The organism is Sphingomonas asaccharolytica NBRC 15499 (assembly GCF_001598355.1).
GTDB classification, from domain to species: domain Bacteria; phylum Pseudomonadota; class Alphaproteobacteria; order Sphingomonadales; family Sphingomonadaceae; genus Sphingomonas; species Sphingomonas asaccharolytica.
Map to the genome: position 1 here is coordinate 1 of NZ_BCYU01000095.1, position 14,733 is coordinate 14,733.

A 14,733-nucleotide genomic window follows, 5' to 3' on the forward strand; every position below is an offset into this window, starting at 1 on the left:
TAAGTCTATTCCTCGAAAAATTGTGGTTCAGGCGGCCAAGGCGGCCTTGAGGTCGTCGACCAGGTCGGTGCGCTCCCAGGGGAAGAAATCGCCATCGGGGTCGCGGCCGAAATGGCCGTACGCCGCGGTGCGCGCATAGATCGGCTTGTTGAGGCCGAGATGCGTGCGGATGCCGCGCGGGGTCATGCCGCCGAGCTTCGCGATGCCCTGGATAGCCGCCTCGATCCTGTCGTCGCCGACCACGCCGGTGCCGTGCGTGTCGACGTACAGCGATAGCGGTTCGGAGACGCCGATCGCATAGGCCAGCTGGATCGTGCAGCGCCTGGCGAGGCCGGCGGCGACGATATTCTTCGCCAGATAGCGCGTGATATAGGCGGCGGAACGGTCGACCTTGGTCGGATCCTTGCCCGAGAACGCGCCGCCGCCGTGCGGGGCCGCGCCGCCATAGGTGTCGACGATGATCTTGCGCCCGGTGAGCCCGGCGTCGCCGTCGGGCCCGCCGATCTCGAAACTGCCGGTCGGGTTGATGTGATAGGCCGTTTGGTCGCTGAGCAGCTCCGTCGGCAGCAGGTCGGCGACGACCTTCTTCACATAGGCATGCAGTTCGCCCTGCTTGTCGCCTTGGTCATAGCCTTTGGCATGCTGGGTCGAGACGACGATCGCGGTTGCCGCGACCGGCTTGCCGTTCTCGAAGCGAAGCGTGACCTGGCTCTTGGCATCGGGCTCGAGGAACGGTGCCTTGCCCGAATGGCGGTCGGCGGCCATCCGCTCCAGAATCTTGTGGCTGTAGTCGAGCGTGGCCGGCATCAGATCGGGCGTTTCGTCGCAAGCGAACCCGAACATCATCCCCTGGTCGCCGGCGCCTTCATCCTTGTTGCCGCTGGCATCGACGCCTTGGGCGATATGCGCCGATTGCGGGTGGAGGTTGTTCTCGAAGCGCAACGTCTTCCAGTGGAAGCCGTCCTGCTCATAACCGATCCTGCGGACGGTATCGCGGACGGTTTGCTCGACCTCTTCCTGGACGCCCGGCGCCCAATTGCCGGCTTCGTCCATGATTCCCTTGCCGCGAATCTCGCCGGCAAGGACGACCAATTGCGTCGTGGTCAGCGTTTCGCACCCGATCCGCGCCTCGGGATCCTTGGCGAGGAACAGATCGACGACCGCGTCGCTGATCTGGTCGGAAACCTTGTCGGGATGGCCTTCGGAGACCGATTCAGACGTAAACAGATAGGTGTCGCGGGCCATCAGGTCCCCCTATTTTCGTGGATGTTTCGCACGTTCACGCCGCGGTCGGATTGCGGCTGATCACGTAGCTTTCGTCGTTGAACCAAAGCTCCCCATTCTTGCGCAGCACCTTGCGGGTGGCTTCGAGATAGAGGGGCTTGCTCATCGCCTCGCCGAGGCGCTCGTCATCAATTTGCGCGACATAGGTCGCGGCATTCCAGGCGGCGAGCAACGTCGAGGTGCCGATCGAGGCGCTTTCGCTGTCGATCTCGTCGGGCAGCGTGTGCATCTCGTAGCGGAACAGGGCCTCCGAGCTGGGCAGCGCGTCGAAGCGGAAATGGTCGGCGTCCGCGCCCATCGCCTGCCTGGTCGCTTCGAGCAGCGCGTGACGCGAGGTGGTGAACGGATCCTCGCCCGGCCAGACGGTCTGGACGATCTCGAGCCCGGGATCGTTGCCCGCGGAGTGGATGCCGAGCAGGCGGCCATTAGGGCGCAAGGCGCGGGCGAGCGGGGCGAGCACGCGCTTGGCCTTGAACTCGGTCGCGGCGCTCAGGCGGAACGGCTGGCTGGCGATGACCAGATCGTAGTCGGCGACGGGCTGGTCCTTTTGCGGGATCACGTCGGCGAGCATGAATGCGCAATCCTCGCGGTACAGGATCAGCGTCGTCGGCGTCTCTGGGATCAGGCTGCCGGTTTTCTCGGAGACCTTGGTCTTCCAGTTCCGCGCCAGGAACGGCTGCAGCTCGAGGATCTGGCGCTCGAACTCGGCGGTGGTATTGCCCTTGAGCGCCACGGCCTTCCACGTCATCTGCGCGCGCGCCTCGGGCTTGGTCGGCATCAAGTTTGGCGCTTCGGCATAAGAGATGTTGGTCAGCGCCAGCACCGTCTCTGGATGTTCGAAGAAGCGGTCGGGCATCTTGTCGAGCGTCAGGCGGACGTCTTCGAGGCTGATTTCCTTGCCGGCGATGAGGAAGGGGAAGCGCGGATAGACTTCGTGCATCGAGCGCATCACCCGCGCCAGGACGGTGCCATCGCCCATGCCGGCATCGAAGAAGCGCACCGCGGGCGGCATCGGCTTGAGTTTCTTGAGTTCGCGGGCAACGCGCTCGGCGACGACCCACTTCTCGGAGCAGGTATTGACGAACATCAGATATTTCTGGCGGTTGTCGTAGAACCTGAAATTCTGTTCGGAGGACTGTGCCTCGGGTTCAGGCGCCACGACAGCGACCGCATTACGTCCCGCACTGATCGCCGCCATCATAGGGATCCTCTTCCATTTCCTCTGGCGTCCCTGACGATTTGTCGGTGCGCCGTTGAAGACGGTGATGTTCCCGGCGGCCGCGTGGATAAACCACAATCGGTCCCACGGCTTGGCATGGGCAGCCTCCCACTTTTCGTGGACGGCACGCCGCTCAGTGCCAACTGTTACTGCTTCGCGAGATCGCGGCTCAGCTCATCGCGACAGATATACCGGCGTCGAATATGCCCGCGACCTGCTCAGGAAGAACAGGAAGATCGCCGCAATCATCACCGATGAGGCGCCCAGCCCAAAGAACGACGTGGCGGGTATGATGCCCCAATAGGCACCCATTGCGCCGGCGAGCAGGCTGCCCAGGAATTTCGCTATGTACCAAGCGCCCATCGCCATGGCCGCGACCTGGACGGGCGATAGCGCGCCGACCAATGTCAGTCCCACGGGAATTACGAGCAATTCGCCGATCGTCAGCAGGACGAAATAGGCGGTTACCCATTCGACGCCGACCGGGCGACCGGTCTTCGCGTTCAGCGCCGCCGCCACGACCATCACCACCATTGAGAGAGCGGCAATCGCGCAGCCCAGGCTCATCCGCGCCAAAAGATTGGCGGGCCCATTGCGAGCGGCTCGCTTCGCCCAATGGCGCATCAGGAACGGCGTCAGGGCGATGATCAGCAATGGGTTGATCGACTGAAACCAGGTCGCGGGTATCTCCAAACGGGCACCGAACAGATCAACGCTGCGGTCGGTCTGGTGCTCGACCCAGAGCGCGATGACGTTGCCGCTCTGCTCGTACCCGATCCTAAACAGCACGACGACCGCGATGATCGCGACCAGCATGCGCAAATTGCCCCAATCTTTCCCGGTAAGCACGGCCCGCGCGTCGGCCTGGGTCTGCGATCGGCTGGGTGGGTCCGCGGGCAATAGATGCCTGAAGCGGAGATAGATGACGAGCCCGGCGAACATCCCGACCCCCGCCGCGGCGAAGCCCCAATGCCAACCATAGAGCTCGCCGAGCGTGCCGCACACCAACGGCGCCAGCAGGCCACCGAGATTGATCCCCATATAATATGCGCTGAACGCCTGGGCCTGACGCGGATCGTCATCGGCATAGAGTCCGCCCACTTGAACGGCGAGCGGCGGCATGAACAGACCATTGCCCAGTGCGACCAGCGCCAGCGCCGGGAACAGCAACGGTTCGAACGCCATGGCGAAATGACCGCACATCATCAGCACGGCGCCGGTCACCACGCTGCGCGTGCGGCCCAGCCAGCGATCGGCGATGATCCCGCCGAAAAAGGGACTGAAGAAGGCCGCCGCACCGTATGCGCCATAGATCATCGAGGACTTCGCCTGGCTGAAGCCCAGATGCTGAGTCATGTAATAGACCAGGAGCGCTTGCAGGCCGAAATAGGAGAACTCGGCCCACATCTGCGTCATGAACAACACGGTCAGGCCCGGCGGGTGACCGAACAGCGCCCTTGGCCGAATCGCCGGTTCCACGCCGGCCAGCGCCTCCGTAGCCATTACCGAACCCGCAGCGCTTGTCGGCGGCGACCGAGCTCTTGCAGCGGGTGGAGGCCGTCAGTTCCCATGTTCAGAAGTTCAGGCTCGGCGTCAGCGTTCGCATGTCGATCATCATCCAGACCAGGAACAATGCCGACAGCGCTACGACCACTGCCCAGCCGGTCCTGAACCACCGACTTTCGGGACGGGTCGCGACCACCCGGACATTCCAGACCGCAAGCGCCGTGCCGATGATCGCGCCCAGCGACAGCAGCTGCAGCAACCGCATCCAGATATCGAGCCGCCCGTCGAAATTGCCGACATCTTTAGTCAACGCAGCTATCATCGCCATCCAGCCGCCTGCCACGATCACCATCAACCAGGCAGTGAGCCGGGTCGCGCGGTAGAGCATCCGCGGCCGCTTCGCGATCACCGGACGATAATTGTAGCGACGGCGGGTCAGCGCCACGATCGGCCAGCTGAGCGCCGTGACCAGCATAACAGCCAGCGCCGCCAGCAACACCGGCATGATCCAACTGCCGTTCATCCCGGTGTTCGCCGGGACGAAGAGTATAATGGGCGCGAATTCGGCCGGCGCGAACGCGGTCACCTTGCCGTCCTTGACCGCGGCGCCGAGACGATCCGTTCCCCCGACTTCCTGCCATTGCCACGGCGCCACCTCGCGCCATTTCTTGGGCACGCCGGCGGGATCGGTAAGGGCGGAGACGGTGATGCTATTGTCGTCGTTGAGCGCCACGACGGGCTGGCCGATCAAATTGACGATGCGCAGCCAGTTCGTCACCGAACCACGGCTGCTGACATAATTGCCGGCCATCGCTCGGCCGTGCTCGGCCGCGGTGGGAAGAGTCGGCAGCGCCGTGGCTTTCTGCGGGAAGTAGCGGTCGGTGAAGCTGTCGAAAATGCGCTGGCGCAAGACATGAGCGGCCCCCTCCTTGCCCGCACTGTTGAACGACAGATACAGCCCCACGCCCTTGTCGAGATAAAGATGCAGGTCGGAATGGAACCAGTCGGTATCGCCGCCATGGCCGATGATGTTCAGCCCGTTGCGATCCTCATGATAGAATCCGAGCGCCATGCCGGGCAGTCCGGGGATCGGCGTGTTGGCGGTCGCGTACATCAACGCCGCGGTTTTCCGATCGAGCAGCGGATTGGTCGCGGACAGGTGCGCGATCATGAACTTAGCCATGTCGGCACCGCTCGACGACAGCGCGCCGGCCGGCGACAGCGGGATAATCTCATACGGTTGGGGATCGCCCGAGGCGTTGGCGTAGCCGCTGGCGAGCAGCGGCGCGAGGCCGGCCGGCAGGGGCTGCTCGAAGCTGGAATGGGCCATACCCAGCGGGGTGAAGATGTGGCGCTGCACATAGGCCTCGAACGGTTCGCCCGACACGCGCTGCACGATATAACCGGCAAGCGATGCACCATAGTTCGAATAGGAAGCCGTGCTTCCCGGGGCATATATCCGCGTCGGCACCGACCGCTTGAGCGCGGCATCGAGCGGCCGGTTATCGGCCAGTTTGGTGGCGATCAGGTATTTCGCGGTTTCCTCGAACCCGGCGGTATGCGTCATCAGGTTGCGCAGCGTGATCGGCTTGCCGAAGGCGGGTGGAATCTTGAAATCCAGGTAATCATTGATGTCTCGATCGAGGTCGAGCTTGCCCGCCTGGACCTGTTGCATCACCGCGGTCCAGGTGAAGATCTTGGAGATCGAGCCGGGCCGAAACAGCGTGGTATCGGGGTCGACGGGCTTGCGCGTCTTCATATCGGCATGGCCGTAACCGCGCTGGGTCAGCACTTGACCGTCCTTGACCACGACGACGACCGCGCCGGCGATGTCGCCGGTATCGAGGCCGTAGGGGATCAAGCCGTCGAGCCAGCTGTCGACATCGGCTTTGGTCAGAGCCGGCGCAACGGTCGCCATCGCAAGCGTGGCCGTTTCCGCTTGGCCGCTTTTCACTGACGCAGCCGGGTTGGCCGGGTTGAACGTTGGCGTTTGCGCGGCGATCGGCACCGCCACCAGCAGAAGTGACGACAATACGGCCTTGAACAGGCGGGTAGGGCGGGCAATCAATTCGGCGCGCATCAGAATTCGACCCCTGCTGTGAGGCCTATCGTGCGCGGCCGAATGGTCGCGACGTCGATCAGGCCGGCATAACGCCCACCATAGGGACCGGCATAGGTCTGTCCGCCCGAATTGGTGAGATTCTTTGCGTAGATACTCAACGTTACCGGTTTCACTTCAATGCCGGCGCGCAGATCGACCGTCGTATAACCATCCAGGATCAGGCGGTGACCGAACGTGGCTTGATACGCGGCATCGAAATCCGCCGGCCGGTCGCTGACCATCGCGACCGACCCGCCGACAAAGGCATTCGTCTTGCCGCTGAGCCACCAGTCATAGTCCGCGGAGAGACTGGCGTTCCAGCGCGGTGCGTAGGGAAGCTGGTCTCCGTCCGACCCGCCAACCAGGATATTCCCCTTGAGCGCGGTTTCATTGTAGGCGACCGATCCCAGGATGACGAAGCCGCGAACCGGCCGCAGGGTCAGCGTGACTTCGCCGCCATAGCTCTTGGCGCCCTCCCCATTGCCGTCCGCCGTGACCGGGCCGATCGAGGTCTGAAAAGTCGTCGTGATCTGGGTGTTCTTCCAGTCGAGATAATAGATGGAAGCGTCGATGCCGAACGTCCGATCTTGCGTTTCGGCGCGCGCGCCCGCTTCGTAGCTGATCAAGGTATCGGCCTTGAATTGTGCGGGATAATCGGCCGGCGCCCCTGGCGGGACGACATTGGGGCCGCCCGGCCGGTAGCCCTTGGCGATGCGCGCGTAGATCGCGACGCGCTTGTTGATCTCGTATCGTGGCGACACCGACCAGGTCCATACGCCTTCGGACGATTTCCCGAGTAGAGTTCCGTCGGCGCCCTGGATGACGACGAACCCGCCGTTCAGGCTCTGAGACGTGCGCTGTTCGTTGTGGCTGTACCGGATGCCGCCGGTGATATCGAACGCGCCGGTCACGTGCCAGGTCGCGCTCCCGAACCCGGCATATTCCTTATAGGTCGAGTCCAGGTTCGCGGTCAGGAAATGGGCGAAGGGAAAGGGTGCGCCGGGAACGCCGGGGCCGAGCAAATCCTGCGGAATAGTGCCAGCTTCCGGCAGAAGCGTCCCGGTGGCCGGATCGAACGGCCGATAGAGTTGGAAAATTTGGCCGGGTTCGCGGGTATAATAGCCCCCGATCAGCCATTCGAACCTATCCGACTTCGCCGACGTCAGGCGGATTTCCTGGGCGAACTTCTTCTGGCTGATATTGGAGGGCTCGTCGGTGCCGTAAGGCGTGGCCGCGCCGTAAAAGGGACTGACGTCGCCCAACTGGGGCGTCACGTCGATGTCCTCATGCTGGCGCAGCGTCGCGTAGCTGGTGACCGACGTCAGGGCTACCGGCCCGAAATCATATTCGATCGTGCCCGAATAAAGGCGATAGTCGACATTATTGCGTTCGGGCAGCGTTTGATAGCGAAGCAACCCGGTGCCGGCCGCGCCGGTGAAGGGGTCCGCCCTGATCGGCGACAGCGTCGCCGGATCGACGTCGATCGTGTCGCGGCCATGCGCACGGATATTCTGCGCGATCGCGGTCAACCGGATCGAGAAACGGTCGCTGGGCTTGAACAGCAAGGAAGCGCGGCCGCCATAGCTATCGGAATAATTGGTGTTGTGGGCTGGAATGCCGACGCTATCGATGTACCCCGGCGTCCGGCGATAAAAACCGCTCGCGCGGATCGCCAACGTGTCGCTGAGCGGCACGTTGATCACGCCATTGCCCGACCAGCCGGTGCCGCCGCCATCGACCGTTTCCACGCCGGCCTGGGCGCGTAGCGATATCCGGTCGAACTTCGGCGTGGTCGTGACGTATTTGAGCAGACCGCCGAGCGAATTCGCGCCGTACAGCGTTCCCTGAGGTCCGCGCAGCACCTCGATGCGTTCGACGTCGAAGGGATCGATGTCGCCCGCCAGATGCGCGGCGTTGGTCTGGCTGGTACTCGATCCGAATGGCGTGTCGTCGATATAGACGGCGACGGTCGGGCTCGCGCCGCCGGTATTGATACCACGCAGGATGATGCGCGATTCGCCCGCATTCTGCTGCTGGATGCTGAAGCCCGGAACGAGCGAGGCATAATCGAGCAGGGTGGTGGCATGGCGCTGCTCGAGCACCTCGCTCGACACGACGGTGATCGACTGGGGGACGTCGATCAGATTCTGGCTGCGCTTCTGGGCGGTAACGATGATGTCCTCATCGTAATTCGCCGTGCGCCCTGCTTGTGGCTGGCCGGTAGCGACCGGAGTTTCCGTTTGCGCCTGCGCCGCGGGTGTCCATGTCGCTAGCGCCGCACCAGCCATCCACAACGTTCTTGATCGAGCCACGATCGCCATCGCCAAACCCCTTGAAATGCTCCGGCATCATGAACAGTGTTTCATAATTAGCAACCGTTTTCTCGAATGTGCACGGCGGTTCCCTGATGCCGTGCTTTGCGCTAGGTCGGAGCCGGGGAGAGAGTATGACCAAGACTGCCAGCGACAATCATCCCGGCCGTCTGCTCCGGGCCGCGCGCATCGAGCAGGGGCTGACGCTCAGGGCGCTCGCCACGCGTCTGGACATGCCGTTTTCGACGCTGTCGAAGCTCGAGAACGGCAAGATGGCGATGACCTACGACAAGCTGGTCAGGCTCGCCCAAGGCCTGGGCCTTGATCTCGGCAGCCTGGTGGCGGGGGCGATTCCAGCGGAAAAACCGCCCGCCGCGCTCGGCCGGCGAAGCGTGTCTCGCGCTGGCGAATGGCAGGGCGCCACCACCGAGCGATACACGCACCTTTATCCGGCCGGCGACTTGCTCGACAAGATGATGGTGCCGATCATCATCGACGTCAAAGCCCGCAGTATCGACGATGTCGGCGGTCTGGTCCGCCACTCAGGCGAGGAATATCTGCACGTATTGTCGGGGGCGATGGAGCTGCATTCGGATCTCTATGCGCCGCTGCCGCTGGCCAAGGGCGATTCGGTCTATTTCGATAGCGGAATGGCGCACGCCTACGTTCTGGTCGGCGATGAACCTTGCCGAGTATTGTCGGTTTGCGCCGGGCCGGGGATGCAGCGCTTCGCCGAACTGGCTTCGCGAAGCGCCGACCCCGCGGCGGACGATGTTTCGGGCCACTAGTTGGAAACCTTGTTTCTTATATTGAAACGCACCTGAATTCGTGTGATGTGGCGGACATGACGACCGCCTTCACGCTTAGCCATCGTCGCGATGCCATGGCATTTCGCGAGCCCTTCCGGATCTCGGGCTATCTTTTCGAGTCGATGCCAGCGGTGGTCGCGACGATCTCCGACGGAGAAGCAGCCGGACGGGGAGAGGCGGCTGGGGTTTATTATCTCGGGGACGACCCGGACCATATCGAACGCGAGTTGGAGAAGTACCGGGCACGGGTCGAAGCCGGGATCGAGCGCAACGAGTTGCGCGACTTGATGCCCCCCGGGGGGGCGCGCAACGCGCTCGACTGCGCATTGTGGGAGCTGGAGTCGCTCCGCAAAAATACGCCCGTCTGGAAGCTGGCCGGTGGCGCGCCACCGAAACCTCTGGTCACGACGTTCACGCTCCCGGCAGAAGATCCGGCCGAGATCCTTCGCCGGCTCGGCGACCTGCCGACGTTGAAGGCGGTCAAGCTCAAGCTCGAGGGCAATCTTGCCAGCGACTCCGAACGGGTCCGCGTCGTGCGTGCGGCTCGACCGGATGCTTGGCTAGCGGTGGATGCCAATCAGGGTTATGGGGGTGACGATCTCGACGGGCTGGTCGCGATGCTCGTCAGGGAAAAGGTGTTGTTGCTGGAGCAGCCGGTCCGCCGCGGTCAGGAGGCGCTGCTCGACAACTGGCGGTCGCCGATCCCGTTGGCCGCCGATGAGAGCATCCAGGACCTTGTCGAACTCGAAGCCCAGCATGATCGCTTCCAGGTACTCAACATCAAACTCGACAAATGCGGCGGCCTTACTGAGGCGTTGATGATGGCCGAGCGAGCGCGGCAGCTCGGGATGAAGGTCATGGTCGGCAATATGGCCGGCGCGACGCTTTCGACTGCCCCCGCCTTCATCCTTGCCCAGGTGTGCGACATCGTCGATCTCGACGGTCCCTGGTTCGTCGCCGACGATCCGCTCGCGGCGAGTCTCTATGCCGACGGCGAGATCATGGTGCCGGCACGCCTTTGGGGCGCTGGCTGAACACGCTCAGCTCAGCGATGTTCACGGCAACTTTCAGGTCATCTCGGCGAGCGCTTCAAGGGGGCATTCGTTTGCTTTCAGTGCGGCGCTTGCCGGAATTCCGCGGGATATCGATCGCTCCCACCTCGTCGAGACAAAGGGCGAGATCCTGCTTGAACGCTGCGAGCGAAACGCTTCGGCGGCTCGCACTGTCGTTCTGCGCTCATAGTTCCCAGAGCGTCAGATCAGATTGTCGCTGAGGCCAACCTAACGTCGCTCCGCGGAGTCAGTTTCGCGCCCCCACTTCGGACGTTCGGCGATCGCACTGATCTCCCCGAAAGCGGACGTCCATCCATCTGCCTCTGTCCGGTCGATCGACGCGTTACGGGAGTCGAGATATTCCCTTTTCCGGACCGATCAGGAACCCCGCTGATTTCGCCGCAGCGTGAGAGACCCGTTCTGGTTGAGCGCCTGTCTGCACGCCCAACGCACGGGATAGCGTTGACCTTTCACCTCGAGCTCGGCGATCAATTGCAATCCGATCCAGTCTTGGTCGCCGGGCCAGACCAGCATTGCCTGCCTAATGCCGGTAGGCTTTGGAAAGCCCGGGTCCAGGCAACCGCTTGCCAGCGTGACGCCCTTTTCGTCCTTGAGCGTCAAGCGGAGCACGCCGGGAACGCCCGCGACGCCATCATTAGCCAGTCCGACCACCACGCCGTGTCCGCCGTCGCGCGCGAAGGGCCAGATGAAGGCTGGATAGACGCGATAGCCGATCCGCCGCGCAGCATGGTCGATCACCTCGGGATATTTGTCGTAATAGCTGAGCACGTGCGCGGCAGATTCGTTGTGCCAGTTCCAGATCGACCAATAATTTGCACCCACCGTCAGCACGTGCGCGGCGATCTCCTCGTTTTGGGTAACGCCGTCGATAATACCCAACTGATCCGCATCGCCGGTCGTCATCGGCACCTCGCTGACGGCGGCGGCCCAAGCGGGGCGGTTGCTCAGCGCTTCGATCTGCGTCGTCTCGATGAAGATGGTGTCGCTGCGGATCCAGTTGCCGCTCCGCACGCTGCGGTCGAGCATCGCGGCATTGCCGACGTTGTTGAAGTCGGGCTGGGTGTTGGTGACGAGCGGCGTCCTGGTCCAGCATCCAAGCTGGGTTTCGAGCATCTTGAGCCAGGTCTGCTCGGCGGCCAGGTTGCTTGGGAAGTAATTGCCTTCGAACGGCCAGGTGTGTCCTTCACCCCAGAAGCCGTACATCATCGTGTCCATATACTCGATGTCGGGGCTGCCGTTATATTGGTCGGCGAGCAGCGCGTTCAGTTCGCCGAACGCCGCCCGATAGGCAGGATAGTCGTAGCGCGGCATCGCATGTTTCTTGCGATAACGGACCTGAGAGGTGTCGCCCTTCCAGCTGCCCCTGAGCGGTACGTAGGGTACCTTCTCTATCAGGAAGTCGGGCATGCCGGGCGCCGCGAAATCGGGGTTCTCCAGCATGATGCGGAAGCCGACGCGTTTGCCGTATTGTCGCGCGAGATCGAAGGTGGTCCGCCACCAATCGGGTAAATCGAGCTTGCCGGGGCGCGTCTGCACCTCGCGCCAATTGGGGCGGATATAGACCTTCTGCGTGAAGGGCAGCTTGACGATGTCCTCGATCGACTTTTCGAGCGACTGGCCGGGCAGGCGTGGCGGCCCGGTATCGCCCGAGACATAGGCGGTGAGGCCCATCCCGTAATTGGGCACGATGTCGCGTGAGGGAGAGGTTGCCATGCCGACTTCGCCGCCCGGTGCGTTGGCGTCAGCGCCGTAATTGGTGAACGGCCCCTGGTTCAGGCGGTCGGCGACGCGCGGTCCGCCGCCCCAGTCATAGCCGTCCCATAGATGTTCGAGATACTCTGCCCCGCTCGCGCGCGGGGCAAGGCTCGCGGCGGCCAGGCCAGCGGCGCCCGCCTTGAAGAAATCACGGCGCTTGAAGTCAGGCATCGGCAATCTCCTGTGCGACGCGCGCCGCCGAGCGGACGCACGATTCCATTCCGCGGCTCAGCGCGTCGGCATAAGTGCCAGCGAAATAGAGCCGCCCGTCGGGCTTCATGATCTCGGGCCAGAATTGCTTGAGCGTGCCGGGTGCGAACGGGTCCATCTCGCAGGTCGGCGCGAACGAATCCTTGGTCCAGTCCCAGGTCAGCGCCTGGACGATCGTGTCGCGCTTGCCCGGATAGACTTCGCGAAAGGCGGCGAGCACGCGCTGCGGCGACAGGCCGCCCGGCCCGAACGCCTTGAGCACCACGCGGCTCGATTTCGCGGTCTCGGGCACGACCCAGATTTGAGAGATGTCGGGATGCTCGAACGACATGGCGAGCGTCTTGAAACCGTCGTCGAGCCAGAATTTCGTTTCCGCCTCAAACACGAAGAAGGGGTGCGAGCTGTAGGTCAGATTGTCGACGACATATTGCTTTGCCGCCGACGGTGCCGGGGTCACCGGAATGCGGCGGAAGACCGGCAGCGAGATGCAATTGACCAGATAATCGGCGTGCATCGTCAGCGGCGTATCGTTGCCGTAGGCGTTGTAGGTCACCGTCACCCCCGCCGTATCGTGCTCGATCGCGGTGATCGGATGGGCGAGCCTCACCCGGTCGCCGAGCCGCGCGGCGAAGGCCTTGGGCATTTCCTCGTTGCCGCCGTCGAGAAGGAAAGTCTCGCCTTCGGACAGCGGGATGCCGCGCTCCCGCATCACCGCGAAGCGCCACACGCCATAGAGTGCGTTGACATGTTGTCCGCCGAGATAGTCGCGCGCCCGCTGTGAAGCGCCTTGGCGGGCGTAAAGTGTGTCGAGGTCGATCGCATCGAGATCGTCGCAGCCATTGCCGAACGGCCCGCTCGCATCGTGGAAGCGCGCGAGATGATCGGCCAGGAAGAGGGCGGGCAGTTCGTACCAGGGGTGCCTCGCGAGGAACGCCACTTCGCGGTCGTTGAACCCGAGAGCGCGCTGCGTCGCCGGATCAGCGAGCATCGTCTCGCTGTAGAATTTACCGCCGATCATCGTCATCTGGCCGCCGTTCGCGGGCAGTGGTGATCCCTCGGCATTGGGGTAGGGTACGACCTTCAGCCCGAAGGCGTCGACGTAGCGGAAGAATTGCTCATAGCCCGGCCTAGTCAGGTGATCCGCGCCGTAATCGGCGAACAGCCCATCGGAGAGGCCGTCATGGCCGGTATAGACATGACCGCCATAGCGGCCCGATGCCTCCAGCACGGTCACGTCGATGCCGCGTTGCATCAGTTCATAAGCGCAGCACAGTCCGGTGATGCCGGCGCCTGCGACGATGACCTTCTTGGCGGATCGGGGGAGGGGTGCGTTTTGCGCGAGCGTCTCGCTCCCGATCATCGAGGCGCCGAGCCCGGCCGCGACGGTCTTCAGAAAGGTACGCCGTTCCATCGCTTGCCCCCTTTACCCGCGCCCGCTCAGGACCCCGTTCCCGTCACCACCACGACATTGCGTCCGCTGGCGTTGCGCGTGGCGCCGCTTTTCAGGGGGCCGGTGTAATAAGCGCTGAGCATCAGGCCGGCGCGCGGCCCCGGCTTGCCGGGCGCGATCATCCGGAAGCTGCCGCTCTTGCCGGCATAATAGCGGACCGCGGGATCGGCGCCGTGGGCGAGAATCCAGTCGGCGATCGCGGTGGCTTGCGCCGGGCCAAGGTCCGGGTGCGGCGGCATGCTGCCCGAACCCCAGGCGCCGCGTGACCCATTCCTGATGTGCGCGGCAAGCGTCGCGGCGGCAGTGGGTTGGCCGGCATAGCGCTTGCCGATCGCCGCGAAGGACGGGCCGCCGGAACTCGCGTTGAAATCGTGACAACCCATGCAGTTAGACTGCGTGACGTGCACCAGCGCCTCGGGAAGCGGCGCTGCCCTACGCGCGGCAGGCGCGTCGGTGTCGGCGACGAACGTGGCGGCGAGCAGCACGTTGCTCGACGGGATCTCGTCGAACCTGGTCGACTTGCCGTCATAGGCGACCGTGACGGTATAACTGCCCCGCGCTTGCCAGGCGAGACGGCTGTGATCGGCGGGGCTAGTGATGTCGACCTGCGGGCCGGGCGCGGGCGGTGCGGCGCGAAGCAAAGCCGCGGTCAGCGACGACGCCAGCACGACAGCGAAAGACGCAAGAACCTTGAACTGCACGATCGGCCTCTCTTGCTGCTGGACGGCCGCTCAGGCCGGGGTCCCGCCGACCTGGTGCGCGGCGTAGAGCGCTGCGCCGTAAGCGGGGGAATGACGCGGTGCGAGGATCCGGTACGGTCCACGCTGCCGCAGCCGCGCTTCGAGCCGCGCCCGGATCGAGGCGTCGTTGGCGAGCACGCCGCCCGACCAGGATAAATGCACGTCCTCCTCCGCGGCGAAGCCGAGCTGCGCTCGCAACGCCTCGGCCATCGTTGCGAGTTCCTCGGCCGCGCGATTGTGGATGGCGATCGCGGCGGGATCGCCCGCCGCCGCC

11 protein-coding genes are annotated in these 14,733 nt (G+C 63.8%); 2 read left to right on the forward strand and 9 right to left on the reverse strand.

All coding sequences use genetic code 11. From position 1 onward, the window contains the following. Positions 1-27: 27 nt before the first annotated feature. The 5 genes from metK to SAS01S_RS19120 all read right to left on the reverse strand — a co-directional run bounded on the left by metK (position 28) and on the right by SAS01S_RS19120 (position 8,431). Positions 28-1,245 (reverse strand): methionine adenosyltransferase, encoded by a 1,218-nt coding sequence (gene metK / locus SAS01S_RS19100; RefSeq protein WP_066812468.1) that lies wholly within the window; start codon positions 1,243-1,245, stop codon positions 28-30. Positions 1,246-1,279: 34 nt separating this feature from the next. Next, a complete protein-coding gene (locus SAS01S_RS19105) occupies positions 1,280-2,482 on the reverse strand; it encodes a hypothetical protein (RefSeq protein WP_157082912.1) in 1,203 nt (400 codons plus the stop codon). A gap of 195 nt (positions 2,483-2,677) precedes the next feature. Further along, a complete protein-coding gene (locus SAS01S_RS19110) occupies positions 2,678-4,006 on the reverse strand; it encodes a peptide MFS transporter (RefSeq protein ID WP_066812470.1) in 1,329 nt (442 codons plus the stop codon). 70 nt (positions 4,007-4,076) lie between these two features. Then, positions 4,077-6,089, reverse strand: coding sequence for a serine hydrolase domain-containing protein (locus SAS01S_RS19115; RefSeq protein WP_066812471.1), 2,013 nt, complete (start codon positions 6,087-6,089; stop codon positions 4,077-4,079). Further along, positions 6,089-8,431, reverse strand: coding sequence for a TonB-dependent receptor (locus SAS01S_RS19120; protein ID WP_066812472.1), 2,343 nt, complete (start codon positions 8,429-8,431; stop codon positions 6,089-6,091). The genes SAS01S_RS19115 and SAS01S_RS19120 overlap by 1 nt, the downstream gene beginning before the upstream one ends. Positions 8,432-8,556: 125 nt before the next feature. Between SAS01S_RS19120 and SAS01S_RS19125 the strand changes: the two genes are divergently transcribed. Next, complete coding sequence (locus tag SAS01S_RS19125) at positions 8,557-9,210, forward strand: helix-turn-helix domain-containing protein (protein WP_084239224.1); 654 nt, start codon at positions 8,557-8,559, stop codon at positions 9,208-9,210. 56 nt (positions 9,211-9,266) lie between these two features. Next, positions 9,267-10,265, forward strand: coding sequence for a dipeptide epimerase (locus tag SAS01S_RS19130; protein WP_066812474.1), 999 nt, complete (start codon positions 9,267-9,269; stop codon positions 10,263-10,265). A 396-nt stretch (positions 10,266-10,661) separates the two neighbouring features. Here the strand turns inward: SAS01S_RS19130 and SAS01S_RS19135 are convergent, their stop codons facing one another. The 4 genes from SAS01S_RS19135 to SAS01S_RS22890 all read right to left on the reverse strand — a co-directional run. Continuing rightward, the gene (locus SAS01S_RS19135; protein WP_218016337.1) at positions 10,662-12,230 is read right to left on the reverse strand and encodes a hypothetical protein; all 1,569 of its coding nucleotides are present in this window, start codon (positions 12,228-12,230) and stop codon (positions 10,662-10,664) included. Then, positions 12,223-13,680 (reverse strand): flavin monoamine oxidase family protein, encoded by a 1,458-nt coding sequence (locus SAS01S_RS19140; protein ID WP_066812475.1) that lies wholly within the window; start codon positions 13,678-13,680, stop codon positions 12,223-12,225. Before SAS01S_RS19140 ends, SAS01S_RS19135 begins: the two co-directional genes overlap by 8 nt. A 26-nt stretch (positions 13,681-13,706) precedes the next feature. After that, positions 13,707-14,420 carry a c-type cytochrome gene (locus tag SAS01S_RS19145; protein WP_169804985.1) on the reverse strand — a complete coding sequence of 238 codons (714 nt, stop codon included), beginning with the start codon at positions 14,418-14,420 and terminating at the stop codon, positions 13,707-13,709. A gap of 30 nt (positions 14,421-14,450) precedes the next feature. Continuing rightward, positions 14,451-14,733 (reverse strand): BadF/BadG/BcrA/BcrD ATPase family protein (locus SAS01S_RS22890; protein ID WP_369405761.1); only part of this gene is annotated, 283 nt, incomplete at its 5' end.

What these genes read in the sequence shown, in the direction of transcription:
- metK (WP_066812468.1), bottom strand. Translation starts at nt 1,245, where the DNA reads ATGGCCCGCGACACCTATCTGTTTACGTCTGAATCGGTCTCCGAAGGC.
- SAS01S_RS19105 (WP_157082912.1), bottom strand. Translation starts at nt 2,482, where the DNA reads ATGGCGGCGATCAGTGCGGGACGTAATGCGGTCGCTGTCGTGGCGCCT.
- SAS01S_RS19110 (WP_066812470.1), bottom strand. Translation starts at nt 4,006, where the DNA reads ATGGCTACGGAGGCGCTGGCCGGCGTGGAACCGGCGATTCGGCCAAGG.
- SAS01S_RS19115 (WP_066812471.1), bottom strand. Translation starts at nt 6,089, where the DNA reads ATGCGCGCCGAATTGATTGCCCGCCCTACCCGCCTGTTCAAGGCCGTA.
- SAS01S_RS19120 (WP_066812472.1), bottom strand. Translation starts at nt 8,431, where the DNA reads ATGGCGATCGTGGCTCGATCAAGAACGTTGTGGATGGCTGGTGCGGCG.
- SAS01S_RS19125 (WP_084239224.1), top strand. Translation starts at nt 8,557, where the DNA reads ATGACCAAGACTGCCAGCGACAATCATCCCGGCCGTCTGCTCCGGGCC.
- SAS01S_RS19130 (WP_066812474.1), top strand. Translation starts at nt 9,267, where the DNA reads ATGACGACCGCCTTCACGCTTAGCCATCGTCGCGATGCCATGGCATTT.
- SAS01S_RS19135 (WP_218016337.1), bottom strand. Translation starts at nt 12,230, where the DNA reads ATGCCTGACTTCAAGCGCCGTGATTTCTTCAAGGCGGGCGCCGCTGGC.
- SAS01S_RS19140 (WP_066812475.1), bottom strand. Translation starts at nt 13,680, where the DNA reads ATGGAACGGCGTACCTTTCTGAAGACCGTCGCGGCCGGGCTCGGCGCC.